The sequence below is a fragment of the Microbacterium oxydans genome (assembly GCF_006540085.1).
Taxonomy (GTDB): Bacteria; Actinomycetota; Actinomycetes; order Actinomycetales; family Microbacteriaceae; genus Microbacterium; species Microbacterium oxydans.
In genome coordinates, this window is the sequence record NZ_BJOG01000001.1 from 952,521 (window position 1) to 978,442 (window position 25,922).

Here is a 25,922-nt window from a genome sequence, read left to right on the forward strand (position 1 = left end):
TGACGCGTGCGGCGAGTCAGTCGCGCGCGCGGGAGTACAGATCGAGCAGGTCGGCGGTGAGCTGATGCGGTGTCGTCTCGCTCGGGCTGTGCCCCGTCGCATACGCGCGGAACTCCGCGTCGATGGCGTGCGCGTACCGTTCATGCGCGGCCAGGGGCCACAGGTCGTGCGAGCCCGCGACGACGAGCTTGGGCACGGGCAGCGCCCGCACGCGGTCGCGCAGGTCGGGCGCGACCATCATGAGTCCCACGATCTCGTCGACACTGCGACGGCTCGTCAGGGCGAACCGTGAGCGCACGAACTCGAGTCGCCGCGGCGGGACGCGGTTCTTGTTCGTCACGATCCCCCAGATCATGAGTCCAGCGCCGCGCCGAGGACTCGCGATGGGCGCCAGCGGCCCCAGCCACTTCATGCTCGCGAACACGTTGCCGGAACCGGGGGGAGTGGTGAGCAGGGTGAGGGATCGGACGAGGTCAGGACGGCGGACGGCGACGACCTGGGCGATCGTGCCGGCGAAGGAGTACCCCAGCAGGTGCGCTCGAGTCCCTGCCTCGAGGAAGGCGATCAGATCGCCCGTGAACAGCTCATAGGTGTACCTCGCATTCGCACCGGCGGCGTGCGACTCGTACTGCCCCGCCAGGTCGAACGACTGCACGAAGTACCCCGCCTCCGCCAGCAGGGGGAGCATCAGGGCGAAGTCCTCCTTCGATCCCGTCGCTCCCGGCACCAGCACCACGCGCGGATTCGCGGGGTCGCCGAGGGAGATCACCGACAAGTCTCCGCTCGGTGCGGAGAACGTCGACCGCTGCGAGCCCGCAGGTGGCACCGTCCAATCGACGTCGCCGATGGCCGCGTCGAGGTCTGCAGGGGCACCGAGCGCCCGCCCACTCCTCGAATCCGTCGACACGCTCACAAGGTACTCCCCGGCGTGTTCGCGGGGGAGGTGCGCTCGCCGTAGCGTCGCATACGCCTTTAGTTGCACTTTGGCAACTAAAGGCGTATGGTTGACCTCGATCAACTTTCTACGCAGGAGCGTTACCCCGTGACACAGACCCCCATCCCCGCTTCCGAGACACGCTCGGCTCGCGAGGTCTTCACCGCGATCTCCGGCCTCGTCGTCGGCATGTTCGTCGCCGTGCTCTCCGGCACGGTCGTGTCGACCTCGATGCCCGTCATCATCGCCGACCTCGGCGGCACCCAGTCCCAGTACACCTGGGTCATCACCGCGAGCCTTCTCGCCACCGCCGTCTCGACCCCGATCTGGGGCAAGCTGGCCGACCTTGTGGACCGCAAGGTGCTCGTCCAGATCTCCCTCATCCTCTTCACGGTCGGCACCGTGATCGCCGGCTTCTCGACCGACACGAACATGCTCATCGCCGTTCGCGTCATCCAGGGCATCGGCGTCGGCGGCCTCATGTCGCTCGTGATGATCGCCGTCGCGCTCATCATCTCCCCGCGCGAGCGCGGCAAGTACATGGGTGTCGTCGGCGGCATCATGGCCCTCGGCACGATCGGCGGCCCGCTGCTCGGCGGACTCCTCACCGACGTGTGGGGCTGGCGCTCCAACTTCTTCGTCGGCGTGCCGTTCGCGATCCTCGCCCTCGTGCTGCTGCAGTTCACGCTGCACCTGCCGAAGCCGCAGCGTGACACCAAGGTGTCGATCGACTACTTCGGCATCGTGCTGCTCGCCGTCGGCGTCTCGACCCTGCTCATCTGGGTCTCCATGGGCGGCAACCAGTTCGACTGGGACTCCTCGACGAGCATCATGCTCATCGTCACCGCGGCGGTCGCGATCGCGGCGTTCATCACGGTCGAGTTCTTCGTCAAGGAACCGATCGTGCCGATGTCGCTGTTCCGCAACCGCACCTTCACCCTGTCGGTCATCGCCTCGATCGCGATCGGCGTCTCGATGTTCGCCACCTCGGTGTTCCTCGCGCAGTACTTCCAGCTCGCCCGCGGTGCCACGCCCACCGAGTCCGGCCTCATGACCATCCCGATGATCATCGGCCAGATGGGTGCGTCGATCATCATCGGACAGCTCGTCAGCCGTTTCGGCAAGTGGAAGGGCTGGATGCTCACGGGCTCGGTCCTCGCCACCATCGGCGTCAGCCTGATGGCCACCCTGCGCTACGACACGCCGTTCCCGCTCGTCGCCGTCTACATGTTCGTGCTCGGTGCCGGACTCGGCATGGTCATGCAGAACCTCACGCTGATCGTGCAGAACGACACTGCGCCGCAGCAGCTGGGCGCTGCGTCGTCGAACGTGAACTTCTTCCGCACGATCGCCGGCACGATCGGCGTCACCGTGATGGGGTCGCTGCTGTCCACGAGCGTCGCGAACTACATCACCGATGCGCTCGACGGTTTCGTGCCGACGACACCTGCCGAGATCGAGGCGCTCAAGCACCTCGCCTCCGGAGACGTGCCGAAGGTCGGCCAGCTGCCCGACACCATCCGCGCGATGGTCGAGGGTGCCTACGGGCACGGCATCGCGGATGCGTTCATCATCGCGATTCCGCTCGCCGTGATCGCCATCATCGCGATCGCGTTCATCAAGAACAAGCCGCTGTCGACGAAGAACGCCGCGGAGCAGATGCTCGAGCAGGCCGAGGAATCGGTGATCGAGGTCTCCGAGGCCGAGGTCGGCGCGTCACTCGCCACCGGATCCATCCGGATCGACGGCGCGGAGTCGGCGTCCCCCACCACCGGGTCGGTACGCGTGCTCGAGCGCGAAGATCGGGACCAGGAGCGCTGAGATGCTCGCCCCCGGAGCGGTGGAGTCGGCGGACGTCGACAGTGCGCTCGGTGACCTCCAGGCGCATCTGAACCTCATCTTCGCGAGGACCCGGTCGCTGTGGAGGGAGTCCGCGGCCCGGGTCCACCCGGAGTTGCAGGTGGCCGGCTACAAGCTGCTCACCTTCATCGACCGGGCGGGAACCGCGAATGCGCACGAGATCGCGGAGCGGTTCGAGATGGACAAGTCGGTCATCAGCCGGCAGGTGCGGATGCTGGAGGAGCTCGGGCTGCTCGAGTCCCGCCCTGATGAGCGGGATGGGCGCCTCCGGGTGCTGAGCGCGACCCCCGTGGCATGCACCGCGCTGGCCGAGGTCCGCCGCGAGTACGGCACCCGCCTTCAGGCCGTGATCGACGAGTTGACTCCCGAGGAGATCCGGGCGGCGTCCAAGGCCTTCCGGTTGCTCGCCGAAGTCTGAGACGAAGTCTGAGCCGAGGCCCCGCTGTCACGATCGACAGCGGGGCTTCGCCGTACACTGGCGAGCATGAGCGCCTCTCCCGACGCCCCTGCCGATCGCCCTGCATCCGCCTCGACGACGGATCGGCTCGGCGACGAAGATCTCGATCAGGCCGTCACCAGGGTCGAGCAGGAGCTGGGCCGTCTGTTCGCGCGGATCCGCATCGGCTGGCGCGAGGCGGCGGCGACCGTCCACCCCGATCTGCAGCCCCTGGGATATCAGGTCCTCACCTCCATCGCGACGGGCAAGGCGACCTCGGCTGGTGCGATCATCGAGCGCCTGCAGACCGACAAGTCCGCGGTGAGTCGTCAGGTGCGCCAGCTCGAACAGCTGGGACTCGTCGAGAGCGTGCCGGACCCGGACGACCGCAGGGCTCGCGTCCTCGTCGCGACCGATCTCGCCCAGGAGCGCGTGGCCCTCGCCCGCTCGCAGTATGAAGGACGCATCGGAGAGCGGCTGCGCAACTGGACCGCGGCCGACCTCGACCACTTCGCCGACCTGCTCGCCGGGCTCGGGGGCGGAGAGGCGCCGGCGGCGAGGTGAGACGGCCGGCGAGGTGAGATGCCGGAGGGAATACAGCGCTCCGCCCGTGCCTTGTCTCCCACTGTGACTCTCTACGAACCCGCCGTCTTCGGCGCCCTGCAGCTTTCCAACCGCGTCGTGATGGCGCCCCTCACGCGCACCCGCGCAGACGACGAGGGTGTGCCGACCGAGACCATGGCGGAGTACTACCGCCAGCGTGCGGGGCAGGGCCTGATCATCTCCGAAGGCACCTGGCCGGCTGCGGAGGGCAAGTCGTACCCTGGTCAGCCCGGCATCGTCACCCCGGCGCAGATCGACGGATGGAAGCAGATCGCCGACGCCGTGCACGACGAGGGCGGAACCATCGTCATGCAGCTCATGCACGGGGGACGCGTGGGGCACCCCGCGATCTCGGGCGAGGCGCGCGTCGTGGCCCCGAGCGCGCTCGCCGCCCCCGGACAGACGCGCACGCCGCAGGGCAAGGCCGATCTCCCGGTCGCGCATGCGCTCACCCTCGAGGAGATCCCCGTCGTCGTCGAGCAGTTCGCCCAGGCGGCGCGCAACGCGATCGCCGCGGGCTTCGACGGCGTCGAGGTGCACGGTGCGAACGGGTACCTCGTGCACGAGTTCCTGTCTCCGGTGTCGAACACGCGTGACGACGGCTACGGCGGATCAACCGCGAACCGGGCACGCTTCGCGATCGAGGTCACGGAGGCCGTCGCTGCGGCGATCGGAGCCGATCGCACCGGCATCCGCCTTTCGCCGCAGCACAACATCCAGGGTGTGCTGGAAGAGGACGCCGCAGACGTCCACGCGACCTACACCGCGGTCGCCGAAGGGCTCGCACCTCTCGGTCTCGCGTTCGTCGACGTGCTCCACGTAGACCCCGCCGGCGAGCTCGTGCAGCACATCCGCCGCACGGCCGGTGCGCCGCTGATCGTCAACACCGGCTTCGGGATCGACACGACCAGGGATGCCGCCGAGAGCCTCGTGGACGACGGGTGGGCGGATGCCGTCGCCGCCGGCCGTCCCGTGATCGCCAACCCCGACCTGGTGGAGCGCTGGACCCAGGGGGCCGAGCTCAACCCTCCGCGCCCCGAGCTGTTCTACGGTCGCACGGCCGAGGGGTACACCGACTACCCGTCGCTGGAGTCGGTCCGCGCCGGAGTCTGAGGCGGCGCGCTCGCCTCAGAGCACGATGTCCTTCGCCGTGTCGAGGGGCAGCCATCCCGTCTCACGGGCGCCCGGTCGCGCGAGCACGTCGGCCTCGGTCAGTGCGCCGAGGTCGACGCCGGTGAGGGCGGCGATGTCGATGATCGGCACCTGGAACGTGCGGAAGCCGCCGAGCGGCGGGACGGCTTTCTGCTCCTCGCGGGTGTCGACCAGGTCGGACTGATCGAGGACGAAGCCGGCTGCGGCGAGCCCATCCGGTCCTCGCCAGGCCGCCACCTTCCAGAACCGGAGCGGCACTCGGATGCCGCGGTAGGGAGGGTCGCTGTCCTCGAGCACCGGCGCGGTGAACACCGACACCCGCTGGTCGGTGCTCTCCGCATAGGCGAGCACGTGATCCTCCAGGCCGAGCCAGAGCTCCTTGGACTGGTTGAACCCGGCCGCCTGCGGAGCCGCGTTCGGGTAGAAGAAGGTCGCTTCGCTGGCCGCGCGGGCGGTGGCAGGCGGTCCCCAGCCCGGATCGCGTCGGCGCACGAGGTGTCCGCGGTCGAGATCGTTGCGGGCGTACACCTCGGGCCCGGTCTGCTCGTCGGGCCGCAGGCGTTCGTCCAGCCGCCAGTCGCCGGTGCGGGGGAGGCTCTGCAACGTGGCGCCGTCGATGTTCACGGCCGTGACCGCTGCCAGGCGCCGCTCAGGGTCGAGCAGCACCGTGAACCGGGGGTAAGGGAGTGTGCGCACGTCGTGCGCAGGGCGCGGGAGGGGGAGGGGCGTCCCGAGGAACTCCGCGTCGTAGCCGTCGCTCATGGTCCCATCGTGCACCGGGCCTCCGACGCGCACCCGTTCGATCTCGAAAACAACGGGTCGAGTTTTGACATAGGTCAAACGATCCCCTACGGTCGAAGCATGGCTCAGGCACCCGATCGTGAAGAAGTCTCGGAGGCGATCGTGGGCTCGACCGCTGCGGAGATCTCCGAGAGCGTGCGCGACCTCGTCGAGCGCGGGGCCTATGCTCCGGGCGATCAGCTGCCGCCCGTGCGTTCCCTCGCGGCCCGCCTCGGCGTGAACCGGAACACGGTGCTGGCCGCCTATCGATCGCTGGTCACCGCGCGCATCGCCGCCACGGGCGGTCGCACCGGGACCACCGTGCTCGGGCCGGCGGAGAATCATGACGAGGGGTTCACCCCGGGCTCGGTGCTGCGCGACATCGGCAGCGGCAACCCCGATGCCGCGCGTCTTCCCGACCTCGCGGCCGCGTTCGCCACGGTCACCCCGGGGCACGTGCTCTACGGCGAATCGGTGATAGACCCCGACCTGGCCGAATGGGCGACCGACTGGATCGCCGCCGATCACCCGCGTCCGTTCCGGCTGTCGATCACCGCAGGAGCGGTGGACGCCGTCGAGCGTCTCCTCGCGCAGACGCTCGTGCAGGGCGACCGGGTCGGCCTCGAGGATCCGTGCTTCCTCTCCAGCATCCACACGGCGCGGCTCGCCGGATATGTGCCGGTCGCCATCCCGGTCGATCGCGAGGGCATGACCGTCGCGGGCCTGAGGGCTGCACTCGAGAGCGGTGCGCGCGCGATCGTCTGCACCCCTCGCGCGCACAACCCCACGGGCGTCGGCACCAGCGCGACCAGGGCTCTCGCGCTGCGCGAAGTCCTCGCCGACCATCCTCATGTCCTGGTCATCGAAGACGACCACTTCTCGCTGCTCGACCCCACGCCCTACGCCAGCATCATCGCGCCGACGCAGCAGCGGTGGGCGCTGGTGCGTTCGGTGTCGAAGTTCCTGGGGCCGGACATGCGCCTGGCGGTCACGGCATCCGATCCGGTGACCGCGCGACGTCTCGCGTTGCGGCTCAGCCCCGGAACGATGTGGGTGAGTCATGTGATGCAGCGGCTTGCGGCAGCGATGCTGCGCGATGACGAGGTGCAGCGGTCGATCGTCGCAGCGGGCGAGCACTATGCCGGACGGAACGAGGCCTTCGTGTCGAAGCTCGATGCGCGCGGAGTCCAGGCGCAGGCGGACAGTGGCCTCAACGTGTGGGTCGATGTCCGCGACGATGCGACCAAGGTCGGTCGACGTCTCGCGTCGCGCGGGTGGCTCGTGCGGCCCGGCTCCGAGTTCGCCCTGGACACCGAGAGCGCGCAGGGCTCCACGCATCTCCGTCTGACCGTGCACGCCCTCGATGATGCCGAGGCTCAGCGACTCGTGGACGATCTCGTGGCTGTGGCCGGCGGGTCGCACTCGTCCGGAGCGGACGCATGATGGCCGGCCGGCGTCGGGGCGCCGAATCGCGCATCGGCCGCTCTTCGCGCCTGGAAGGTGTGCTGTACGACCTGCGTGGCCCGGTCGCCGACCGGGCGGCCGAGCTGGAGAAGCGCGGGGAGTCCATCCTCCGTCTCAACATCGGCAACCCGGCACCGTTCGGGTTCGATGCTCCTCCGGCCATCGTCGAGGCGCTCCGCTCAGCCCTGCCCCATGCGCACGGCTACTCCGAGTCCGCGGGGCTTCCGGAGACGCGCGAGGCGATCAGCGCGCACTATGCCCTCCGCCCGGGCTTCCCCGCGCTTGCCATCGATGACATCACCGTCGGCAACGGTGTCTCGGAACTCGTGGGCCTCACGCTGCAGGCGTTGCTCGAGCCCGGCGACGAGGTGCTGATCCCGAGTCCCGACTACCCGCTGTGGACGGCATCGACGGTGCTGGCCGGTGGGCGGGCGGTGCACTACCCGTGCATCGAAGCCGAGGGGTGGGCGCCGGACCTCGCGGCGATGGAGGCGTCGATCGGTCCTCGGACTGCGGCCATCGTCGTGATCAACCCGAACAACCCGACCGGCGCGGTGTACGGGCGACAGGTTCTCGAGCAGATCGCCGAGCTCGCGCGGCGGCATGGCCTGCTGCTGCTCTCCGACGAGATCTACGACCGCGTCGTCTACCCGGGGTACGAGCACGTCTCAACTGCACAGGTCGCTCCTGACGTGCCCTGCGTCACCTTCGCGGGACTCTCGAAGACGCACCGGGTCGCGGGGTATCGCGCCGCGTGGATGACCGCGACCGGATTCCACTCCGACGATCCCTTCCTCTCCGGGGTGCGTCTGCTCGCCTCGATGCGCATGTGCGCCTCCGTTCCGGCGCAGCACGCGATCACCGCGGCGCTGACCCATGATGCCTCGCTCGACGAGCTGGTCGCGCAGGACGGACGGCTCACCCGGCAGCGGGATGCCGCACTCGACGCACTCGGCGGGATTGCCGGGTTGGACGTGCAGGTGGCGGGCGGGGGACTGTACCTGTTCCCTCGACTCGACCCGGAGGTGCACGGCATCGTCGACGACGAGCGGCTGGTGCTGGACTTCCTCGACGCCGAGCGGATCCTCCTCGTGCATGGGCGGGCCTTCAATCTGCAGACTCCCGATCACCTCCGCATCGCCTTCCTCCCGGAGGCCGATGTGCTCACCGATGCACTCCGCCGTCTCGGTGCCTTCCTGGACGGGTACTCACCGCCTCAGCGCTGAGCTCGTCCGACCCGGTGGAGTGACCGAGTGGCCAGGTCGCGGTCCGCAAGACCGTGCACGCAGGTTCGATTCCTGCCTCCACCTCTCAACGGCCCGGCGCCGGAACGCACACCCTCAGGCGGCCAGCGTCAGCCACGTCCTCGGCGAGTGTCCGATGCGCTGGGCGAAGACCCGAGAAAAGGCGGAGGAGCTCGCGTAGCCGAGCTGCGCCGCGACCGCGCTCACCGACATGCCGCCACGCAGCTGCTCCTGTGCGATCGTGAGCCGCCACTCGGTGAGGTAGTCGCCGGGCGAGCGTCCGAGCACCTCCTTGAATCGCGCGGCGAACGCGCTGCGCGACATGTTCGCCGTGCGGGCGAGGGACTCCAGGCTCCACGCTTCCCCCGGTTCCTCGTGCATGGCGACGAGCGCGGGGGCGAGCCGCTCGTCGGCGAGGCCGGGGATGAGCCCCGGTGCGAGGTCGAGCTGCTCTGCGTGATCGAGCATCCATCGAAGCAGCTGGATGAGCACGACCTCGAACATGCGGTCCGCCACCAGCGGGCGTCCGCACCGCACATTGTCGACCTCAGAGAACATCAGGTCGAGTGCGGGGCCGAGAGTCTCGACCTCATCGAGGGGCAGCACGATCGACGATGGCAGTGTGCGGACCAGCGGGTGGGTCGCGCCGCCGTCGAAATCGAGAGTCGCGCAGGCGAAGTCGGACTCCTCGGTCGGCGCGTTCAGGAACGAGTGGTCGACCGGCCGCGGGAAGAACAGCAGGCTCGGCCGTGAGATGAGCGCGCGCTCGCTGCTGCCGTCGGCCCGACGATGCGTCACCTCCATCTCGCCTCGTCGCAGCACGTGCAGGAAACCGTGTCCGCCGCTCGCCGGGAACACCGTCGTGCCGCACAGCGGCCCGTTGTGGAACAGCCGCGTGCGCACGCGGAACCGCTCGAGGAGGGGAGAGAGGCGATCGATATCGGACACGCTCCCAGTATCCAGGACGATATGTCATGAAAGCAAGACGTTATGGTGCGCATCGTCCAGTCGTTGTCGAAAGACTGGAGTCGGCTCGGATCCGGGCCGACTCGACAACCGAAGGAGCATCCCGTGCCCAACGTCCCTCTCATCGACCGCGACAACGCCACCGGAAACGTCAAGGAACAGCTCGATCAGATCGCCGGCGCCTTCGGGGCCGTACCCGCGATGTTCCGCGCCGTCGCCAACTCTCCCGCGGCTCTCACCAGCATGTGGGGGGCGTTCGGCGCCTTCGGCGGCGGCTCGCTCGGTCCGGCCATCGGCGAGCAGATCGCCGTGGCCGTCGCCGACCGGAACTCCTGCCAGTACTGCCTCGCCGCGCACACCGCCCTCGGCAAGAAGGCGGGCCTCAGCCGTGAGGCCCTCACCGCCGCGCAGAGCGGCGAGTCCGACGACCCGCGCACGGCGGCGCTGCTCGCGTTCGCGCTCAAGCTGGTGGAGGAGCGCGGTCAGGTGTCGTCGGCGGATGTCGACGCGGTGCGCGCGCAGGGGTGGACCGACGAGCAGATCGTCGAGACGATCGCCCAGGTCGCGCTGAACCTGTTCACGAACTACGTGAACATCGCTCTCGACGTCCCGATCGACTTCCCGAGCGTGGCTCTTCGTCGCGCGAGCTGAGCGCTGTCGCAGACGAAGGGGCCGGGTCCGCAGGGACCCGGCCCCTTCGTCGTCGTCGCGGTCAGGCGGTGGGAGCGGGCAGTTCGACGGAATCCAACCATGTCGCGATGGCGGAACGGGCTGCCCTCTCGAGTTCCGGTCCGTAGGCTCTGGCGTCCTCGCGGATGATGCGCGGGTCGATGCCGTTGTGATGCAGCTCGTGCGCGTGGCCGATCAGCCAGCTCCCGATCGCGCGGTGGTCGGCCTCGAGGTGGAACTGCAGGGCGAGCACGGTGCCCGTGCTGAACGCCTGGTTCGGGAACCCGGGGGTGGACGCCAGCCGGCGAGATCCGGCCGGGATCGTGAACGCGTCTCCGTGCCAGTGCAGCACGGGCATGCCGTCGAGTGCGCGCAGCGGTGAATCGAGGCCGTCCTCGGTCAGATCGAGCGGTGCGTAGCCGATCTCGACCTGACCGGTCGCGTGCACCTGCGCCCCCAGCGCGTCGGCGATCAGCTGTGCTCCGAGGCATACCCCCAGCAGCGGCCTGCCGGAGCGGAGCCGATGGGCGACGGCCTCCTTCGAGGCGTGCAGGAGCGGATACCCATCGGCGTCGTGCACGCCGATCGGGCCGCCCAGCACGATCATGAGATCGGCGTCGTCCACGCGTTCGATGTCGATGGCCTCGGTGCCGAGGTCGACGTACTCCACACGAAAGCCGCGTTCGCGCAGGAGAGGCCCGAGGATGCCGAGGTCTTCGAAGTGCACGTGGCGGAACGCGAGCGCCGTGCGCTCGCGCGGCTCGGGAATCGTCATGCGGACAGCCTTTCTGCGACGTACTCGGTCAGCTCGGTGAGACGGTGCGAGTATCCCCACTCGTCGTCGTACCAGGCGGAGATCTTCACCTGCGAGCCGATCACGCGGATCAGACCGGCGTCGAGGATCGAGGAATGCGGATCGATCACGGTGCCGGCGACCGCGATCTCATCGTCGGCGCAGCGCAGGATCCCCTTGAGCGGGCCCTCCGCGGCCGTCTCGTAGGCGGTCCTGACCTCATCGGCGGTGACCGGTCGGGACGCCGTGACCGTGAGATGCGTGATCGAACCGCTGATGGCCGGCACCTGCAGGGTGTAGCTGTCGAGTCGGCCGTCGTCGAGCTCGGGCAGGACGCGACCGATCGCGGACGCGGCTCCTCCACTGAGCGGCGTGATCTTTCCGCCCTTCGCCTCCTTCCCCATCGCGGACCGCGGGTCCGCGTGGTGGGCGTCCTGCACCTGGAGGTCGGATGACTCGGCACGGATGGTCGTCATCAGTCCGGAGTCGATGCCGAACGCCTCGTGGAAGACCTTGGCGACCGGGGCCAGGCAGTTGGTCGTGCAGGACGCGCTGGAGATGACGTGGTGTCGGGCCGGGTCGTAGGTGTGCTCGTTGACGCCGAGCATGATGGTGCCGTCGTCGTCCGGAGTCGGAACCGTCGTGATCACCTTCTTCGCGCCGGCCGTCAGGTGCGTGCGTGCGTCGTCGGCCCCGGCAACGGACGCCGTCGCCTCGATGACGATGTCGACTCCGAGCTCACGCCAGGGCAGCCGCAACGGATCGCGCTCGGAGAGCATGCGGACCGCGTGTCCGTTGAGGAAGAGGTGGTCGTCGTCGTACCGCACGCCGCGCGTCGACGGCCCACTGCTGCCGTCGCTGCGCAGGAGATCCGCGATGGCGCGTGGCCCCCGCGGGTCGTTCACGGCGACGAGGTCGAGCTCCGATCGACGCGCGAGCAGAAGTCGGAGCTGATTGCGGCCGATTCGGCCCAGTCCGTTGATGGCGATTCTCTTAGGCATTGGTGTCCCCTCCGCGGCGCGGTCCCCCCGTGCCGGTGCTAGCTTTGGCCTATGCCAAAATTATCACACGTGCGCAGCGGGGATTACTGGGAGTTCGGACCGGCCGGACTGCTGTTCGACTGCGATGGCGTCCTCGTGGACTCGGTCCTGGCCGCAGCGCCCGCCTGGGATGCCTGGGCCCGCCGGCATGCTCCCTCCTTCGACTTCCTGCGCGATGCGCCGCACGGCATGCGGCCGAGCGAGGTCGTGGCCGGCCTGGTGGGGCGGGAGGCCGCGGAAGAGGCCACGGCGGAACTGGTCGCGCTGGAGGTCGAGGCGGCCGTGCACACCCGGGAGGTCGGAGGATCGTCGCGGCTGGCGGGTGCGCTTCCGCGCGACCGCTGGGCGGTGGTGACGAGCAGCAACCGCGCCGTGGCTCTGGCGCGGCTGCGCAGCTCCGGTATCGCGCTTCCACCGGCGTTGGTCGCGGCGGAAGACGTTCCCCGGGGGAAGCCGGAACCCGACCCCTATCTTCTCGGCGCCTACCTGCTGGCGCGCCGCGCTGAGGACTGCATCGTGTTCGAGGACTCCGTGCCGGGGATCCGCTCGGCGCGCGCGGCGGGTGCCGGGTTCGTCGTCGGGGTCGGAGCGGCGTCGTCGGGAGGCGACCCCGACCTGGTCGTGCCCGACCTTCACCGTGTGCGCTGGCGGGAGGGCGCACTCGTCATCGACGCGACGGGTGCACCCGGCTGAGTCGTCAGGCGAGTGTCGCCAGTGCTCGGTCGATCACGTCCACCGCGACCTCGATCTGATCGTCGGTGGTCGTGAGAGTCGGCAGGAATCGGATGACGTTCGCGTCGCTGCCGGCCGTCAGCAGCAGGATGCCGTGCTGGGCCGCGTAGGCCGCGATCGCGGAGGCGGCTCCCGCGGCGGGGTGCGAGGTGGCGGGATCGGTGAGTTCGAAGGCGTACATGGCGCCGATCCCGCGCACATCTCCGATCAAGGGGTGGCGCGAGGCGAGCGTGGTGAGGTGCTGCCGGAGGCTGCCTCCGATGCGTAGGGCTTCCGCGAAGAAGGGGCCGTGCTCGAGCTCATCGAACACGGCCAGGGCCGCGGCGATGGAGACGGGGTTGCCGCCGAAGGTTCCGCCGAGGCTGCCGGGGTCGGGGGCGTCCATGATGTCGGCGCGTCCGGTGACGCCAGCGAGTGGGAGTCCTGCCGCGATGCCCTTGGCCGTGAGGACGAGGTCGGGGACGACGTCGAAGTGCTCGCTCGCGAACCACGTCCCCGTGCGTCCGAGCCCGGTCTGGATCTCGTCCGCGATGAACACCACACCGTTGCGCGTGCACCAGTCCTGCAGTGCGGGCAGATAGCCGTCGGCGGGGACCACGAACCCGCCCTCGCCCTGGATCGGCTCTGCGATGACGGCGGCCAGGTCGGAGGTGCCGATGCGCTGCTCGAGGTGGGCGATCGTGCGCTCCGCCGCCTGCTCCCCGGAGAGGCCGTCCCGGTACGGGTAGGAGTTGGGTACGCGGTGGATGTCGGACGAGAAGGGGCCGAATCCGGTGCCGTATGCGGCCTTGTGGTTCATGGCGAGAGTGAGGTTGGTGCGTCCGTGGAAGCCATGGTCGAGGGCGGCGACCGCGCGCCTGCCGGTGTGCCTGCGAGCGATCTTGACCGCGTTCTCGACGGCCTCCGCGCCCGAGTTCACGAACACCGAGCGCTTCTCGTGATCGCCGGGGGTCTTCTCGGAGAGGCGCTCGGCCAGCCTGACGTACCCCTCGTAGGGCGTGACGGTGAAGAGCGTGTGCGTCACCTGCTCGAGCTGCGCGGCGGCGGCCGCGACGGCGGCGGGATTCCCGTGTCCGATCGTGGTGACGCCGATGCCGCTGCCGAGGTCGAGGAGGCGATTGCCGTCCACGTCGGTGACCCAGGGGCCGTCCGCGTGCGCGATGTACACCGGCAGCACGCTGCCGACTCCCCGGGCGACGGTCTGCCTGCGTCGCTCGTGGAGGGCTCGACTGCGCGGTCCCGGCACATCGGTCAGCAGCAACGGGGCGGAGGAGTGATCGGGAAGCACGCGGGGCGCAGACATGGGGGCTCCTTCGGTGAGCAGTGGTGAGCGGCGGACATCGCCGACGAAACGGCCTAAGACTATGTTAGTGTTTGGCCTATGTCAAAGTTGGATGCACCGATCGGCGCCGACGAGCGCTACCCCACGGCGGTCACCGTCGACGACTTCCGGCATAACCTCGCGAGCGTCGAATCGCGCATAGCCGAGGCAGCGCGGCGGGCGGGGCGCGATCCGCGTGAGGTGACCATGCTCCCGGTGAGCAAGACGGTCCCGATCGAGCGCGTCCGCGTCGCGATCCGCTCGGGCATGCGGCTGCTGGGCGGGAACAAGGTGCAGGAGGCGGTGCGCAAGAACGGGGAGACCGCCGACCTCGATGTGTCGTGGTCGATCATCGGGCACCTGCAGACCAACAAGGCCAGAGATGTGGCCGCGTTCGCCACCGAGTTCCAGGCTCTCGATCGGTTGCGGGTGGCCGAGGCGCTCGACCGACGTCTGCAGGCCACCGGCCGCAGCCTCGACGTCTTCGTGCAGGTGAACACCTCGGCCGAGGATTCCAAGTTCGGGATGCCACCGGAGGAGCTTCCCGCGTTCCTGGAGGCACTGCCCTCCTATGGGACGCTCCGCGTGCGGGGACTGATGACCCTCGCCATCCTCACCCCGGACGACGCCAGGGTGCGCGAGTGCTTCTCGCTGCTGCGCACGCTGCGGGACCAGGCCAGAGAAGACGCGCCCGACCTCATCGGGGCGGGCGAGCTGTCGATGGGGATGTCCGGGGACTACGAGATCGCCGTCGAGGAGGGCGCCACGTGCGTGCGCGTCGGACAGGCGATCTTCGGTGCCCGCGCGCTACCAGACAGTCACTACTGGCCGGAAGGCTGACGACACGTGCTGCGGACCGTTCGCGCCTACCTCGAACTGACCAAACCCCGCATCCTGGAACTCCTCCTCGTCACCACGATCCCCGTCATGGTGTTCGCCGCCGCCGGACGGCCCGACATCGCTCTCCTGGGCGCGGTGCTCGTGGGCGGGGCACTGAGTGCCGGTTCCGCCGGGGCGTTCAACATGTACTTCGAGCGCGAGAGCGATGCGGTCATGGAGCGCACGGCCCGGCGCCCCCTGGTCACGGGCGTCGTGTCCGCGCGCGCCGGTCTGATCTTCGCGACCGTGCTCGGAATCTCCTCGGTGGGGTGGATGCTCACCTTCGTCGGCCCCCTGCCCGCCGCGTTGTCCACCGCCGGCCTCGTGCTGTACGTGGTCTTCTACACCCTGCTGCTGAAGCGTCGCACCGAGCAGAACATCGTCTGGGGCGGGGTCGCTGGGTGCATGCCCGTGCTCGTCGGCTGGACCGCGGTGCGCGGCGCTCTCGAATGGCCGGCGGTGATCCTGTTCCTGGTGGTGTTCTTCTGGACGCCTGCGCACTACTGGCCGCTCTCGATCCGTTACCGAGACGACTACCGCCGGGCCGGCGTCCCCATGCTCGGTGCCACGCGCCCGCCGTCGTTCGTCGCCATCAGGGTGATCGGCTTCGCGGTGGTGACGGTCGTGTGCTCGCTCATCCTGCCCTTCGTCGCGGAGGTGAGCCTGCTGTACTGGACGGTGGCTCTGGGGGCGGGCGCGGGGTTCGTGGTGTCCGCGTCGCTGATGCGGTCACGGGCTCGGCGGGGTGGCGAGCTGCGCCCGATGCTCGTCTTCCGCGCGTCGATCGTCTACCTCGCCGCACTGTTCCTCGCGGTGGGCGTCGATCCTCTGCTGACGCCCTGAGTGCGCGGCCCCTTCAGTCCTCGGTGCGGAAGCCTGCGGGCTTGTGTGTGCCGTCGCAGAAGGGCTTGAGGGCCGACAGTCCGCAGCGGCACAGCGCGACGGTGCGGCGGTGGGAGGGGATCGGCGTGCCGTCGGCGGCGTGCAGCTCGACGGCACCGCGGACGAGCAGCGGACCGTCCGGGTACGGAGTGATCGTCGCCGGTTCGTGGTCCGCGCTCATGATGACGCCCTCGTGCGCAGCGACGAGGAATCCGCCGACCAGGCCTCCAGGATGTGTGCGCCTCCCCATCCGTCCACCGTCAAGCAGGCGGCTGCACCGAACATGATGTCTGGCAGCAGCTCCGGGTGGTCCTCGGCGAGGCTGCCTGCGAGGTCTCGGGCGGCGATCTGCTCATGCACGGCGTCGGCCTCGACGTGCTCGTCGAAGTACGCCGTGACGTCGGTGGGGAAGTCCAGGCGGCGCAGACCGTCGGCATACAGGCGGCAGGGGATGGACGAGGTCATCTCGTAGGCGGCCAGATGACCGACGATCGATCCGACGAGCCGACGGTTGAGTCCGAACATCGACATCATGTTGAGCGACGCGAGGGTGACGGCGGGGAGATCGTCGACGTACGCGCCGTAGGTGTCATCCAGGCCGGCTGCGCGCATGGCGCGCGCGAAGAGGGCGGCGTGCACGCGGTGCGGTCGGCCGCCGCCGTACTCGTCGGACTGGATCTCGACCAGAGCCGCCTTGGCCCGTCCGTCGAGTCGGGGAATCGCCCAGGAGTGCGGGTCCGCCTCGCGGAGCGTGTACGCCGAGCGCTGGATGAGCATCTCCCGCGCCTGGGACTTCGTGGCCTTCTTCACGAAGTAACGAGAGAGGCTCGGGCCGGTGTCCGCTTCGGCGAGTGCGAAGAGCGCCCGCCCGACGGCGTCCACGGTCGGCTCCGGCAGCTCCGGCATCGGGATTCTCGCGCGCAGTTCCCGCTCGAACGCCGACTCGAGCGTGCGGCGGGTCGCGAGGAGCGCCGGGTCCCACTCGAGCTCGGGATCGAGTGCCGACAGTGATCCGTAGGCGGATGCGTAGAGCACGAAGAGGGCGAGCTGGATGTCGTCGTCACGGGAGACGTCAGCGCAGGCCGCTGCGGCTTCTTCGGCGAGAGCGGCGTGGTCGGCGTGACGATCGACTCCGGTGAGATGCGAGATGACGGCGCGGCTCACCGGGCCGCGGTCGGGGAAGGGGAGTCTCGGTGCGGATGCCGGTGCGGGTGACGGTGCGGTCGCCGTGGCGGAAGAGGTCATGTGTCGTGCTCCTGATCGATGCGGACCCTCGTATCCTGCGGGCTCGGATGAGATCGGGCCAGGGACTTGACGAGCGCGCATCGACCGGGCAAGCGGGGCAGGCATGGAAGCCCGCGCGGATGCACGGAGCCGGCTACCGGCAGGACTCGAATGCGTAGCCGTCGTCGTCGGGGGTGACGAGGTCGCGGTCCCGCAGCACCATCGATGCCGGCGAGGCGTCGTCCGCGCACATCTCGGCGAAGGGCCGCGGAAGCTCATCGGTGTACTCGATGTCGATCACGCGCTCGCCGTAGACATCGGTGTACGCCGCGCACTCCTCGTACGCCGCGCACTCCTCGGTCACCGCGAAGTCGAAGCCGGCGTGCTCCTGCAGCGCGGGGGCATCCTCGGCGGCGTTCTTCTGTCCCGCTGCCAGCCCCACATCGTGCGCCGCCTCGACGAGGAGTGCGGCCAGCGCGAGGTTGTCATCGAGCGAGAGGGCTCCCTTCGACCGCGAGTACGAGTCGAGGTTGTCGAACTCGACGGCATCGAACCCGTCATCCGCGCAGTGCTCGATCCAGGGGATCACGGTGTCGGCGATCTGCTCCCGGCGCTGCGCGGTTGACGTGTCGAGCAGCGCCTCGTCGGGCCAGTCCGGGTCGAAGACGACATGTCCGTCGCGCTGCAGCAGCAGATCATCGGGCCAGGTGTCGAGTTCTCCCGGTTGTGTCTGGAATCCGTTGACGTAGCAGACCGAGTACACACCGGCCGCGGGCTCCGCGGTGCGGTCGCGCCCGACCACGCCGACGCCGGAGGGCGGATCGTAGGCCCCGCCGAGCTGATAGTCCGGCGTGGCGCCGGAGGGAGGAAGGGCGACGGAGGACGGCGGGTCCGCGGGCGCCGCGCACCCGCCGAGAGCGAGGAGGAGGGCGACGCCGGCCGCTGGCCAGGCACTCCGGAGCAGCCGATTCAGCGTGCCGCTCCGTACAGCTCCGCGATCTCCTTCGACCCCATGCCCTGCGCATAGGTCGGATGCTGGGGCCATCCCTCCGGAACGTCCTGCCATTGCTCCTGTCGACCGTAGGGGAGCAGATCGACAAGACCCTGCAGGTAGCTCAGCCGCTCCGTGCCGCGGCCGTCGGTGTGCCAGGTGCGGTACACGGTGTCGCCGTCGCGCAGGAACACGTTTACGCCGAACCCCGCGTTCGGCGGGGCGTCCACATCGGCCCCGAACGTGCTGTCGGCGCTCGAGTACCACTGCATGCGGTTGCCCACGCGTTCGCGGTAGGCCAGGGCTTCCTCGATCGGACCGTTCGTCACGATCACGAAGCGCGCGTCGTAGTAGCGCTCGAGCACGTCGAGCCGCGTGAACTGCGAGGTGAAGCCGGTGCAGCCGGGACACTGCCATTCGCTGCCGTCCGACCACATGTGGTTGTAGACGATCAGCTGGGATCGTCCGTCGAAGATATCGGCCAGGCGTACCGGACCCTCGGCGCCGACCAGCGTGTAGTCGGGCAGCTCGACCATGGGCAGGCGTCGTCGTTGCGCGGCGATCGCGTCGAGCTCCCTGGTCGCGGCCTTCTCGCGCACGCGCAACTCGTCGAGCTCACGGCGCCAGGTCTCGGCGTCGACGACAGGGGGAAGGGGCTGTGCTGTGCTCACGGTGACCTCCGGATGCTGAGCGATGCGTCCAGTCTGCGCGCGGCCGGGGACACGGTCAATGCGGGAGCGGTCCCGTCGATGCGGTGTCGGCGGGGAGCGCCTCGCTCGGATTGCGGCGGATGCCGATCCACGACACCACGCCGCCGATCACGAGCAGGGTGGCCGTGACCCAGGCGGCGCTGTGGAACCCGTCGAGGTCGAGAGTGCCGCCGACGATGGTCGACAGCATCGCGACGACGAGCAGCCCGGCCACACGAGATACCGCGTTGTTGACGGCCGAGGCGATGCCCGAATGGTTCTCGTCGATGGCACCGAGGATCGCGGCCGTGAGCGGTGCGACCGTGAGCGAGAGGCCGAGACCCATCACGATCATCGCCGGCAGAACCTGCCACCAGTAGTCGAAGTCTGCGGACACGAGGAGCAGCATCAGCGCGCCGACGGCCATCAGCAACGGGCCGACCGTCATGAAGATGCGGGGTCCCCACCTGCCGGCCCACTGACCGGCACGCGAGCTGATCAGGATCATCAGGATCGTCATCGGCAGACTCGCCAGGCCCGCGGCGGTGGCGCTGAGTCCTGCGCCCTGCTGCAGGTAGACCCCGACCACGAAGCCGTTGAGCGACAGTGCTGCGTAGACGAAGAGCGTCGCGAAGTTGCCCCACCCGAAGTCGCGCACCCGGAACAGCCAGAGCGGCATGAGCGGCGAGGCGGAGTGCTGCTGCCGCCACAGGAACAGTCCGAACAATGCGGCGCCGGCGATCGCGGGGATCCAGATCGCGGGCGACTGCCACCCCATGTTGGGCTGCTCGATGAGTGCGAAGACGACGGCCCCGAGCCCGATCGCGCACAGGGCCCCGCTCCACCAGTCGACCTTGACGCCGCGGGGGTGCTCCGGCAGATGCAACCGGGCGAGGAGCAGCAGGGTGATCCCGATCGGGATGACGTTGATGAGGAACACGAAGCGCCACGAGAGGTAGTCGACGAACAGTCCCCCGAGCAGCGGACCGACCAGCTGCGCCCCCGTGGTGAAGGCCGTCCAGACGCCGATGGCGCGCGATTGCACGTCGGCCCGCATGGTGGCCGTGATGAGGGCGAGCGAGCTCGGTACGAGCAGGGCACCGGCGGCGCCCTGCGCGGCGCGGGCGACGATCAGCATGAGCGGATCGACAGCCGCCGCCACGGCGATCGAGGCGATCCCGAAGGCGATGAGTCCGATGCGCATGACGAGCACCCGGCCATAGGCGTCGGACACCGATCCGGCCAGCAGGATCAGGGCGCTCAACGTGATCAGGTAGGCGTCGACGACCCACTGCTGGGTGGTGATGCCGCCGCCGAGCTCGCGACTGATCGCCGGGAGTGCGACGTTCACGACCGTGCCGTCGAGGAAGGTCACGAACGACGCGAGCACCGCGATCGAGATGACGAGTCTTTGGAGCGGGGCGAAGGTGGCCACAGGCCGACACTACTCCCGGTGGCCGACGTCGGGGCCGGGCGCCTCATGGTGTGGGCGTGGAGACCGTGAGTCCAGGGGGATCCGCCGGGAGCGGTGGCGGCGTCCCTGCGCGCAGGAGCTCGGCGAGCTTCGACGGCCCGCCATCCGCGGCGGCCCGGCGTTGGCGATCAGCGCCCGTGCCGGACGCACGCAGCCGGGCGATCCCGTCGCGGACCCTGTCCTCGTCGTCGAGCTCGCGGAGCGCGGGAGCGATCGCTGCCAGCAGCCGGTCGGCAAGCAGCCACGCGTCCTCCGCCTTCCCGGTCGCCGGATCGAGCAAGCGGGCGGCCATGCCGTGCCGCGCGGCCGTCCACATCGAGGCGTCGATGCCGTCCACGCCGATGTCCGCGTGCGGCAGATCGTCGGTGAGCACGATCGCGCGGGAGAGGAGCGCTGCGAACACCGCGTCCTGGGCGGAGAGCTGCGCGTCGAAGACCCTGAGCTCGACCGTCGGATACCGCTCCGACAACCGCGCCGACCACGACAGCGAGGCCGCATCGGCGATGGCACCCACGTCGATGAGTCGCTGCACATCCGCGCGGTAGGCGTCGTAGTCGCGGAAGTGCGGGGGCGTCCACGACGAGGGCAGCCGACGGATCAGGATGCTGCGCCAGCTGGCGAAGCCGGAGTCGCCGCCGTGCACGAACGGGCTGTTGCCGGTGAGGGCCAGCAGCACGGGGAGCCACCCGCGCACGCGGTCGAGCGCACGCACCCTCTCCTCGTCGTCGGTGACCTCGACGTGCACGTGGAGACCGTTGACCTCGTGGTCGCGCGTGAGGTGTCCGAGGTGCGCGGCGACCTTGTCGTAGTGCGGTGAGGGCGACACCGCTGAGGAGCGCGTCGTGGCGAACGGTGTGCCGGTGCCGGCGGCGATGGCGTGCTGGTCGCCGGCGTGCCACCCGATGAGTCCGCGCAGGTGCGACAGCTGCTCCGTGGCGGCCTCAGCCGTCGATACAGGTTCGGTGAGGCACTCGATCTGCGAGGTCAGGTACTCCTGCGTGACCTCGCCTCCCGTGCTGAGGCGGGTGATGCGCTCGCGTGTGCCGGCGGCGAGACTCACGGGCGCCAGCGAGTGCTCATCGAGGAAGAGGAATTCCTCCTCGATGCCGAAGCGGGGCATCCCCGTCCTCAGTGATTCCTGAGCGCGGAGATCAGCTCGGACTTCCGCTTGCCGCTGTAACCGGTCAGACCGAGCTCCTTCGCCCGCGCGCGCAGCTCCTTGACCGTCCAGTCCTCGTAGTCGCCGTGCTCCCCGCCGCGTCGGCCGACCGCGCTGCGACCTTCCCTCGCCGCGGCGTTCGAGATGCGCGCCGCCTTCTCCTTCGAGGCGCCGTCGTCCCTGAGCTCCTCATACAGCTCGGGATCCTTCAGCGAGTTGTTGCGTCGTCCTGGCATGAAATCTCCTCCTTCGCGCACTCGGGGGGCCGAAGTCAACCCCCTCTGACAGAAGTCCCTCCGCGGATAGCGTGAAGGCACCACAGTCGGGCGTCCGCGCCTGCCGAAAGAAGGGAAAGACCGATGAACATCCTCCTGATCATCGTCATCGTCGTCGCCGTGATCCTCGCGATCACCGGAGGACTGGTGCAGTCGCTCCAGTTCCTCCTGTGGGTCGGACTCGTCCTCCTCGCGATCGCGGTGATCGCCTGGTTGATCCGAGCGATCAGCGGCAGCCGCAAGGTCTGACAACGCAGTAGGTCTGACCCCATCGAGGTGAGGCCCGCCCATCGGCGGACCTCACCTCTTCGGTGTCCGGGGCCTGTTACTTCTCGAACGCGTCCCGGACGTTCTCGCCCGTCTTCTGGGCGGCGTCCTTCACGTTCTCCCCGGCCTGCTTCGCGGAGGCCTTGACCTGGTCGGCCTTGCCCTCCGCTTCGAGCTTCTCGTTGTCGGTGAGCTTTCCGACGCCTTCCTTGACCTTTCCGGCGGCCTTCTCGGCGGCGTTCTTGATGTCGTCTGCAGCACTCATGTGGTGCTCCTCTCCTCGTCGGATCGATTGACTCCGAGGCTCTCATGTCCCGAGGGAAGCGGCCACGGGATTGACAATCCGCCGCGCACATGACAATGTTCCGACGCCATCGACGCACGGGCGTCGAAGGACTAGCCTGGCGCCAGGCGGGTGGTCCTGCCCGCGGACTCGACCAGGAAGCGGTGTGCGATGGACTCGATGATGATGGGCGCCATGTCGAAGAACATGGAGTCGATGCCCGACATGCAGATGATGGACATGGCGGTCATGCAGGCGTGCATGGATGCGTGCGCCGCCTGCGAGCAGGCCTGCACGGTGTGCTCGACGCAGCTGATGGACTGCGCACCGGCCTGCATGAACTGCGCCGACATGTGCAACACCATGATGCGGTCGATGATGCGGATGCAGGGGATGACCCCTGCCTCGATGATGGCGATGCTGAACGCCTGCATCGCGATGTGCAAGGCGTGCATGGATGCCTGCGCTCGGCACGCGGACGACAGCGAGGTGTGCCGGATGTGTGCTCAGGCGTGCGAGGCGTGCATGGACGCCTGCTCCGCCATGAAGGACATGCTGATGGCGAGCGCCTGAGACGAGCCGGTCCGGCGGTGACGCTGTCGCAGGTGGGTGCGAGTGATCAGACGGTCGCGACGTTGAACTGCGTGCCGCCGACGGCCAGCACTCCATAGCGCTGGTGCAACGCGACCGGGGTTCCCGCGGCAGCTTCGAGTGCCGCACCTGCCCCGTTCCACAGCGTGTGCGTTTCGCCGTCGAGCGTGCGCACGACGAGGTCGCCGAAGACGGCGTCGGCCTGCTCGACCAGCGCATCGATCCATTCGGACGGCGTCGCCGAGGCGATCCGCGCCTGGATGAGGTGCAGGGCGTGGCCGGGGGCGAAGGACGAGCACCGGCCGCCGTGACTGCACATGCACGCTGCACGCTCGCGCACCGGGAGGGGCGAAAGGCGGTTCAGCGGCGTGGACACGAGGGACTCCTTCTCGTTCGTCGTTCCGGAAAGACTAGGTCGGTCGTCCTGCGACGCCCAGAGGAGCCGACACGGACGGAAACAAACGGGTGTAAGCTCGCCGGGTGCTGTCGTCAATGAGCGCCCTCGCGGCGCAGAGCGGAGCTGCAGGCGCCTTCCGCGCCGCAGACAGAGGCTGAGGACCCACCGGAGGCGGAATCCCCGTCCCCGGTGCCGTGTCGTACCCGGTGGTCACTGCCGGGCCTTCCTCCTGTCGATTCGCCTTCGCGGCGACCTCTCTGAAAGCACTCACCCTCATGCGTCCCATCGACGAGCGCGCAATCCGCGCCTCCTTCCTCAACGCCTCCCGCAAAGAGGTGTCCGACCTGACCCTGCCGCCCGGTTTCGCCGAGATCGACTTCGACCGTCTCGACTTCCTCGGCTGGGCCGACCCGAAGATGCCCCGCCGTGCCTACGTCGTCACCTGGATCGACGACGCACCCGTCGGCGTCTTCCTGCAGCGCGCTGAGCAGCGTGTGATCGCCAGGGCGCAGTGCTCCTGGTGCGAAGACGTGACGCTCCGCAATGATGTGCAGCTGTACGTGGCCCGGAAGGCGGGACCCGCCGGGCGCAAGGGCGACACCGTCGGCGTGCTCACCTGTGCCGAGTTCGGCTGCAACCGCAACGTGCGGATCCTGCCGCCGCTGGCCTATCAGGGGTTCGACCGCGAGTTCGCCCGCGACCTGCGCATCCTCCGGCTGCAGGAGCACGTCGCGGGCTTCCTCGCCGCAGTGGCGGGCTGAACGGGCTAGGACGCCCTCGATCGCACGTGCGCCCAGGCGGGTGCCGCCAGCTCCGCCGACCGACGCGCGAACTCGTCGAAGCTGCGACGACCGGGCCAGCCGGGCGGCAGCATCGACGGGGGAAGCCCCGGGTCGGTGTATGGCAGCACCCGCCAGCGGTCGATCAGCTGCACGTACGCGGCGAACGGCTCGCGGGGCAGCGTCGTGAGGGAGTTCTGGAAGGCGAGGTGCTCCTCGCGCAGCGCCTCCAGATCCCACCACTGCGCTGCCGCGTCGACCAGGGTGCCGGCGGGCAGCGGAGCCGATGCGGGGAACAGCGTCGCCCACCGACGCGCGTCGAGGTCGTCGAGGATCTGCTCCACCTCGGCCTGAAGGTGGCCGGGGCAGATCCACAGGGCGGGGGACACGATGCCCGCTCCGATCCACTGCAGTCTTCGCCGCAGCTGGTGGCGCACGCTCCTGGCGCTCTCCGGGATCGAGAACGACACCAGGCACCAGGGGTCGGCGTCGGTCATCTCCTGCATCTCGAAGATGCGCCTGTCGCCGCGCTCCAGCATCGGGATCGCCGCCGGGTTGAGCCGGTAGCCGATCTGCCCCTCCCGTGCGCCGAGCAGCAGCCCCTTCTGCTTCAGGCGTGCGATACCCGTGCGCGCCGCGGCAGCGTCGATGCCGAGGTCACCGGCGAACGCGACCAGGTCGGCAGCGGAGATCCACCCGCCGAGCGGACGGAGGAAGACGCCGATGAAGGTCCGCAGCAACGAGGCGATGCTGCCGGGGCGTGCGTCGATGTCGTCGAGCACGGGGGCGGGAGCGATGTCAGAGGTCACCGGACTCCAGCGCATCGCGTACGGCGAGCACACCGGTGACGGTCTCGACGTGCGAGGTGCTCAGGGGGGAGAGACCCAGGCGGATGCCGTCCGGGAACCGGAAGTCGGGGATGATGCCGTCGGACCACAGCCGCCGCGTGACCTCGCGGAAGTCCGGGTGACCGATCGTCACGTGGCCACCCCGCTGCTCGGCGTCGCGAGGGCTGAGCAGGCGGACGCCGAGAGGAGCGAGCACCTCGTCGTAGGCGCGGACCGCGAGATCCGTCAACGACTGCGACTTGGCCCGGACGCCCGCGATCGTGGACTGCTCGATGAGGTCGAGCATTCCCTGCATGGCCAGCATCGAGATGACGGGAGGGGTGCCGCTGAGCAGCTGGCGGATGTCGCCGGAAGGCACGTACTCCGGTCCCATCGCGAAGATGTCCGCCGCGCTCCACCATCCCTGGATCGGCTGACGCAGCACGCCCTGGAGACCGCGGCGCAGGTAAGCGAAGGCGGGCGAGCCCGGCCCGCCGTTCAGGTACTTGTAGGTGCAGCCCACGGCCATGTCGACACCCCACTCGTCGAGCTGCATCGGGATCACGCCGGCCGAGTGGCACAGGTCCCACATCATCAGGGCGCCGACGCCGTGCGCAGCCGCGGTGATGCCCGGCATGTCGGCCAGAGCCCCGGAGCGGTAGTCGACGTGGCTCAGCGACACCAGGGCGGTGCGCTCGGAGAGGACGGCCTCGACATCGGCGACCGACACCCCGTGCACGGGGTCGGGCTCGATCCAGCGCAGCGTCATCCCGGTCTCCGCCGCGACGCCTTCGGCGAGGAAGCGGTCGGTGGGGAAGTTGCCCGCCTCGATCACGAGCTCGGTGCGCGCGGGGTCGGCGGCAGCGGCGGCACGCATGAGCTTGTAGATCAGCACGCTCGTCGAGTCGGCCACCACGGTCTGGCCGGCCGCGGCGCCCAGCGCGACGTGTCCGATGCGGTCCCCCAGCTCCATCGGCAGCGCCATCCACTGCTCGTCCCAGGACCGGATCAACCGCGTGCCCCAGTCGTCGCGTACGAAGGCCGCGAGCTTCTCCGGCATGTCGCGCAGCGGGCGCCCGAGCGAGTTGCCGTCGAGATACGCGTCGACGCCCGGTGCCTCGGAGAAGGCGTCGAGGTGAGCGCGCAGCGGGTCGTTCCCATCGAGGGCGCGAGCGTGCTCGAGCAGGGAGGCGTCGGGAGTCGTGGTCATG

Annotated in this window: 30 protein-coding genes and 1 tRNA gene; 14 read left to right on the forward strand and 17 right to left on the reverse strand. The window is 69.3% G+C overall.

Annotation, left to right across the window (positions count from 1 at the left end; genetic code table 11):
* Window positions 1–16: 16 nt before the first annotated feature.
* On the reverse strand, window positions 17–907 hold the full coding sequence (locus MOX01_RS04515; RefSeq protein WP_230977801.1) for an alpha/beta fold hydrolase: 891 nt from the start codon (window positions 905–907) through the stop codon (window positions 17–19).
* 93 nt (window positions 908–1,000) lie between these two features.
* Here MOX01_RS04515 and MOX01_RS04520 point away from each other — a divergent pair, with 93 nt between their 5' ends.
* The 4 genes from MOX01_RS04520 to MOX01_RS04535 all read left to right on the forward strand — a co-directional run bounded on the left by MOX01_RS04520 (window position 1,001) and on the right by MOX01_RS04535 (window position 4,946).
* The gene (locus tag MOX01_RS04520) at window positions 1,001–2,755 is read left to right on the forward strand and encodes an MDR family MFS transporter (RefSeq protein WP_218867287.1); all 1,755 of its coding nucleotides are present in this window, start codon (window positions 1,001–1,003) and stop codon (window positions 2,753–2,755) included.
* A 1-nt stretch (window position 2,756) separates the two neighbouring features.
* Window positions 2,757–3,212, forward strand: a complete 456-nt coding sequence (locus MOX01_RS04525) for a MarR family winged helix-turn-helix transcriptional regulator (protein WP_046747651.1) — start codon at window positions 2,757–2,759, stop codon at window positions 3,210–3,212.
* A 66-nt stretch (window positions 3,213–3,278) separates the two neighbouring features.
* Window positions 3,279–3,794, forward strand: coding sequence for a MarR family winged helix-turn-helix transcriptional regulator (locus MOX01_RS04530; protein ID WP_141368557.1), 516 nt, complete (start codon window positions 3,279–3,281; stop codon window positions 3,792–3,794).
* 63 nt (window positions 3,795–3,857) lie between these two features.
* Window positions 3,858–4,946, forward strand: a complete 1,089-nt coding sequence (locus tag MOX01_RS04535) for an alkene reductase (protein ID WP_230977802.1) — start codon at window positions 3,858–3,860, stop codon at window positions 4,944–4,946.
* 15 nt (window positions 4,947–4,961) lie between these two features.
* On the opposite strand, the gene MOX01_RS04540 is transcribed toward MOX01_RS04535, so the two are convergent.
* Window positions 4,962–5,747: a DNA/RNA non-specific endonuclease gene (locus tag MOX01_RS04540; RefSeq protein ID WP_141368561.1), complete on the reverse strand. Its 786-nt coding sequence runs from the start codon at window positions 5,745–5,747 to the stop codon at window positions 4,962–4,964.
* A gap of 99 nt (window positions 5,748–5,846) precedes the next feature.
* Here MOX01_RS04540 and MOX01_RS04545 point away from each other — a divergent pair, with 99 nt between their 5' ends.
* The 3 genes from MOX01_RS04545 (at window position 5,847) to MOX01_RS04555 (ending at window position 8,539) form a co-directional block, all read left to right on the forward strand.
* Complete coding sequence (locus MOX01_RS04545; protein WP_113681058.1) at window positions 5,847–7,208, forward strand: aminotransferase class I/II-fold pyridoxal phosphate-dependent enzyme; 1,362 nt, start codon at window positions 5,847–5,849, stop codon at window positions 7,206–7,208.
* The gene (locus MOX01_RS04550; RefSeq protein WP_230977803.1) at window positions 7,205–8,455 is read left to right on the forward strand and encodes an aminotransferase class I/II-fold pyridoxal phosphate-dependent enzyme; all 1,251 of its coding nucleotides are present in this window, start codon (window positions 7,205–7,207) and stop codon (window positions 8,453–8,455) included. The genes MOX01_RS04545 and MOX01_RS04550 overlap by 4 nt, the downstream gene beginning before the upstream one ends.
* 13 nt (window positions 8,456–8,468) lie before the next feature.
* Window positions 8,469–8,539: transfer RNA gene (locus tag MOX01_RS04555), tRNA-Cys, on the forward strand.
* Window positions 8,540–8,569: 30 nt separating this feature from the next.
* Here the strand turns inward: MOX01_RS04555 and MOX01_RS04560 are convergent.
* Window positions 8,570–9,421: an AraC family transcriptional regulator gene (locus MOX01_RS04560; protein WP_046747657.1), complete on the reverse strand. Its 852-nt coding sequence runs from the start codon at window positions 9,419–9,421 to the stop codon at window positions 8,570–8,572.
* 123 nt (window positions 9,422–9,544) lie between these two features.
* Here MOX01_RS04560 and MOX01_RS04565 point away from each other — a divergent pair, with 123 nt between their 5' ends.
* Window positions 9,545–10,090, forward strand: a complete 546-nt coding sequence (locus MOX01_RS04565; RefSeq protein ID WP_046747658.1) for a carboxymuconolactone decarboxylase family protein — start codon at window positions 9,545–9,547, stop codon at window positions 10,088–10,090.
* 61 nt (window positions 10,091–10,151) lie between these two features.
* Here the strand turns inward: MOX01_RS04565 and MOX01_RS04570 are convergent, their stop codons facing one another.
* Together MOX01_RS04570 and MOX01_RS04575 are read right to left on the reverse strand one after the other, a co-directional pair.
* Window positions 10,152–10,883: a glutamine amidotransferase gene (locus tag MOX01_RS04570; RefSeq protein WP_058630687.1), complete on the reverse strand. Its 732-nt coding sequence runs from the start codon at window positions 10,881–10,883 to the stop codon at window positions 10,152–10,154.
* Window positions 10,880–11,902: a type I glyceraldehyde-3-phosphate dehydrogenase gene (locus MOX01_RS04575; RefSeq protein WP_141368563.1), complete on the reverse strand. Its 1,023-nt coding sequence runs from the start codon at window positions 11,900–11,902 to the stop codon at window positions 10,880–10,882. The genes MOX01_RS04570 and MOX01_RS04575 overlap by 4 nt, the downstream gene beginning before the upstream one ends.
* A gap of 69 nt (window positions 11,903–11,971) precedes the next feature.
* On the opposite strand from MOX01_RS04575, the gene MOX01_RS04580 reads away from it, so the two are divergent.
* Window positions 11,972–12,634, forward strand: a complete 663-nt coding sequence (locus MOX01_RS04580) for an HAD-IA family hydrolase (RefSeq protein ID WP_211368706.1) — start codon at window positions 11,972–11,974, stop codon at window positions 12,632–12,634.
* 4 nt (window positions 12,635–12,638) lie between these two features.
* On the opposite strand, the gene gabT is transcribed toward MOX01_RS04580, so the two are convergent.
* A complete protein-coding gene (gabT, locus tag MOX01_RS04585; RefSeq protein WP_141368567.1) occupies window positions 12,639–13,976 on the reverse strand; it encodes a 4-aminobutyrate--2-oxoglutarate transaminase in 1,338 nt (445 codons plus the stop codon).
* 78 nt (window positions 13,977–14,054) lie between these two features.
* On the opposite strand from gabT, the gene MOX01_RS04590 reads away from it, so the two are divergent.
* Together MOX01_RS04590 and MOX01_RS04595 are read left to right on the forward strand one after the other, a co-directional pair.
* Window positions 14,055–14,834, forward strand: coding sequence for a YggS family pyridoxal phosphate-dependent enzyme (locus tag MOX01_RS04590; RefSeq protein ID WP_141368569.1), 780 nt, complete (start codon window positions 14,055–14,057; stop codon window positions 14,832–14,834).
* A 6-nt stretch (window positions 14,835–14,840) separates the two neighbouring features.
* Window positions 14,841–15,716: a heme o synthase gene (locus MOX01_RS04595; protein ID WP_141368571.1), complete on the forward strand. Its 876-nt coding sequence runs from the start codon at window positions 14,841–14,843 to the stop codon at window positions 15,714–15,716.
* Between the two features lie 13 nt (window positions 15,717–15,729).
* On the opposite strand, the gene MOX01_RS04600 is transcribed toward MOX01_RS04595, so the two are convergent.
* The 7 genes from MOX01_RS04600 to MOX01_RS04630 form a co-directional block, all read right to left on the reverse strand.
* Entirely contained in the window at window positions 15,730–15,936 is a 207-nt protein-coding gene (locus tag MOX01_RS04600) for a CDGSH iron-sulfur domain-containing protein (RefSeq protein WP_061015425.1), read from the reverse strand.
* Window positions 15,933–17,000, reverse strand: coding sequence for an iron-containing redox enzyme family protein (locus tag MOX01_RS04605; protein ID WP_058630681.1), 1,068 nt, complete (start codon window positions 16,998–17,000; stop codon window positions 15,933–15,935). The genes MOX01_RS04600 and MOX01_RS04605 overlap by 4 nt, the downstream gene beginning before the upstream one ends.
* 133 nt (window positions 17,001–17,133) lie before the next feature.
* Window positions 17,134–18,024 carry an endo alpha-1,4 polygalactosaminidase gene (locus MOX01_RS04610; protein ID WP_082738390.1) on the reverse strand — a complete coding sequence of 297 codons (891 nt, stop codon included), beginning with the start codon at window positions 18,022–18,024 and terminating at the stop codon, window positions 17,134–17,136.
* Window positions 17,949–18,641: a DUF899 domain-containing protein gene (locus MOX01_RS04615; RefSeq protein WP_061015427.1), complete on the reverse strand. Its 693-nt coding sequence runs from the start codon at window positions 18,639–18,641 to the stop codon at window positions 17,949–17,951. The genes MOX01_RS04610 and MOX01_RS04615 overlap by 76 nt, the downstream gene beginning before the upstream one ends.
* 55 nt (window positions 18,642–18,696) lie before the next feature.
* The gene (locus tag MOX01_RS04620) at window positions 18,697–20,094 is read right to left on the reverse strand and encodes an MFS transporter (RefSeq protein WP_141368573.1); all 1,398 of its coding nucleotides are present in this window, start codon (window positions 20,092–20,094) and stop codon (window positions 18,697–18,699) included.
* A 43-nt stretch (window positions 20,095–20,137) separates the two neighbouring features.
* Window positions 20,138–21,253: a carboxylate-amine ligase gene (locus tag MOX01_RS04625; protein ID WP_141368575.1), complete on the reverse strand. Its 1,116-nt coding sequence runs from the start codon at window positions 21,251–21,253 to the stop codon at window positions 20,138–20,140.
* An 8-nt stretch (window positions 21,254–21,261) separates the two neighbouring features.
* Complete coding sequence (locus MOX01_RS04630) at window positions 21,262–21,528, reverse strand: DUF7218 family protein (protein ID WP_061015430.1); 267 nt, start codon at window positions 21,526–21,528, stop codon at window positions 21,262–21,264.
* A gap of 123 nt (window positions 21,529–21,651) precedes the next feature.
* Here MOX01_RS04630 and MOX01_RS19095 point away from each other — a divergent pair, with 123 nt between their 5' ends.
* Window positions 21,652–21,816: a hypothetical protein gene (locus MOX01_RS19095; protein WP_017201713.1), complete on the forward strand. Its 165-nt coding sequence runs from the start codon at window positions 21,652–21,654 to the stop codon at window positions 21,814–21,816.
* 76 nt (window positions 21,817–21,892) lie between these two features.
* Here MOX01_RS19095 and MOX01_RS04635 read toward each other — a convergent pair whose 3' ends face one another.
* The gene (locus tag MOX01_RS04635; protein WP_046747714.1) at window positions 21,893–22,099 is read right to left on the reverse strand and encodes a CsbD family protein; all 207 of its coding nucleotides are present in this window, start codon (window positions 22,097–22,099) and stop codon (window positions 21,893–21,895) included.
* 279 nt (window positions 22,100–22,378) lie between these two features.
* Between MOX01_RS04635 and MOX01_RS19595 the strand changes: the two genes are divergently transcribed.
* Window positions 22,379–22,690, forward strand: coding sequence for a four-helix bundle copper-binding protein (locus MOX01_RS19595; RefSeq protein WP_484992085.1), 312 nt, complete (start codon window positions 22,379–22,381; stop codon window positions 22,688–22,690).
* A gap of 46 nt (window positions 22,691–22,736) precedes the next feature.
* Here the strand turns inward: MOX01_RS19595 and MOX01_RS04645 are convergent, their stop codons facing one another.
* Window positions 22,737–23,084 (reverse strand): hypothetical protein, encoded by a 348-nt coding sequence (locus MOX01_RS04645; protein ID WP_141368577.1) that lies wholly within the window; start codon window positions 23,082–23,084, stop codon window positions 22,737–22,739.
* Window positions 23,085–23,380: 296 nt separating this feature from the next.
* Between MOX01_RS04645 and MOX01_RS04650 the strand changes: the two genes are divergently transcribed.
* Window positions 23,381–23,866, forward strand: a complete 486-nt coding sequence (locus MOX01_RS04650; protein ID WP_058630742.1) for an FBP domain-containing protein — start codon at window positions 23,381–23,383, stop codon at window positions 23,864–23,866.
* 5 nt (window positions 23,867–23,871) lie between these two features.
* Here MOX01_RS04650 and MOX01_RS04655 read toward each other — a convergent pair whose 3' ends face one another.
* Both MOX01_RS04655 and MOX01_RS04660 read right to left on the reverse strand, forming a co-directional pair.
* Window positions 23,872–24,693, reverse strand: coding sequence for a PaaX family transcriptional regulator (locus tag MOX01_RS04655; RefSeq protein ID WP_141368579.1), 822 nt, complete (start codon window positions 24,691–24,693; stop codon window positions 23,872–23,874).
* A complete protein-coding gene (locus MOX01_RS04660; protein ID WP_141368581.1) occupies window positions 24,683–25,921 on the reverse strand; it encodes a kynureninase in 1,239 nt (412 codons plus the stop codon). Before MOX01_RS04660 ends, MOX01_RS04655 begins: the two co-directional genes overlap by 11 nt.
* Window position 25,922: the final 1 nt, after the last annotated feature.

Excerpts from the sequence above, each read along its gene's own strand:
- MOX01_RS04520 (WP_218867287.1), top strand. The coding sequence starts at position 1,001 with ATGGTTGACCTCGATCAACTTTCTACGCAGGAGCGTTACCCCGTGACA.
- MOX01_RS04525 (WP_046747651.1), top strand. The coding sequence starts at position 2,757 with ATGCTCGCCCCCGGAGCGGTGGAGTCGGCGGACGTCGACAGTGCGCTC.
- MOX01_RS04530 (WP_141368557.1), top strand. The coding sequence starts at position 3,279 with ATGAGCGCCTCTCCCGACGCCCCTGCCGATCGCCCTGCATCCGCCTCG.
- MOX01_RS04540 (WP_141368561.1), bottom strand. The coding sequence starts at position 5,747 with ATGAGCGACGGCTACGACGCGGAGTTCCTCGGGACGCCCCTCCCCCTC.
- MOX01_RS04545 (WP_113681058.1), top strand. The coding sequence starts at position 5,847 with ATGGCTCAGGCACCCGATCGTGAAGAAGTCTCGGAGGCGATCGTGGGC.
- MOX01_RS04550 (WP_230977803.1), top strand. The coding sequence starts at position 7,205 with ATGATGGCCGGCCGGCGTCGGGGCGCCGAATCGCGCATCGGCCGCTCT.
- MOX01_RS04570 (WP_058630687.1), bottom strand. The coding sequence starts at position 10,883 with ATGACGATTCCCGAGCCGCGCGAGCGCACGGCGCTCGCGTTCCGCCAC.
- MOX01_RS04575 (WP_141368563.1), bottom strand. The coding sequence starts at position 11,902 with ATGCCTAAGAGAATCGCCATCAACGGACTGGGCCGAATCGGCCGCAAT.
- gabT (WP_141368567.1), bottom strand. The coding sequence starts at position 13,976 with ATGTCTGCGCCCCGCGTGCTTCCCGATCACTCCTCCGCCCCGTTGCTG.
- MOX01_RS04590 (WP_141368569.1), top strand. The coding sequence starts at position 14,055 with ATGTCAAAGTTGGATGCACCGATCGGCGCCGACGAGCGCTACCCCACG.
- MOX01_RS04600 (WP_061015425.1), bottom strand. The coding sequence starts at position 15,936 with ATGAGCGCGGACCACGAACCGGCGACGATCACTCCGTACCCGGACGGT.
- MOX01_RS04605 (WP_058630681.1), bottom strand. The coding sequence starts at position 17,000 with ATGACCTCTTCCGCCACGGCGACCGCACCGTCACCCGCACCGGCATCC.
- MOX01_RS04610 (WP_082738390.1), bottom strand. The coding sequence starts at position 18,024 with ATGGCCCCAGCATCCGACCTATGCGCAGGGCATGGGGTCGAAGGAGAT.
- MOX01_RS04625 (WP_141368575.1), bottom strand. The coding sequence starts at position 21,253 with ATGCCCCGCTTCGGCATCGAGGAGGAATTCCTCTTCCTCGATGAGCAC.
- MOX01_RS04630 (WP_061015430.1), bottom strand. The coding sequence starts at position 21,528 with ATGCCAGGACGACGCAACAACTCGCTGAAGGATCCCGAGCTGTATGAG.
- MOX01_RS19095 (WP_017201713.1), top strand. The coding sequence starts at position 21,652 with ATGAACATCCTCCTGATCATCGTCATCGTCGTCGCCGTGATCCTCGCG.
- MOX01_RS04635 (WP_046747714.1), bottom strand. The coding sequence starts at position 22,099 with ATGAGTGCTGCAGACGACATCAAGAACGCCGCCGAGAAGGCCGCCGGA.
- MOX01_RS19595 (WP_484992085.1), top strand. The coding sequence starts at position 22,379 with ATGGATGCGTGCGCCGCCTGCGAGCAGGCCTGCACGGTGTGCTCGACG.
- MOX01_RS04650 (WP_058630742.1), top strand. The coding sequence starts at position 23,381 with ATGCGTCCCATCGACGAGCGCGCAATCCGCGCCTCCTTCCTCAACGCC.
- MOX01_RS04660 (WP_141368581.1), bottom strand. The coding sequence starts at position 25,921 with ATGACCACGACTCCCGACGCCTCCCTGCTCGAGCACGCTCGCGCCCTC.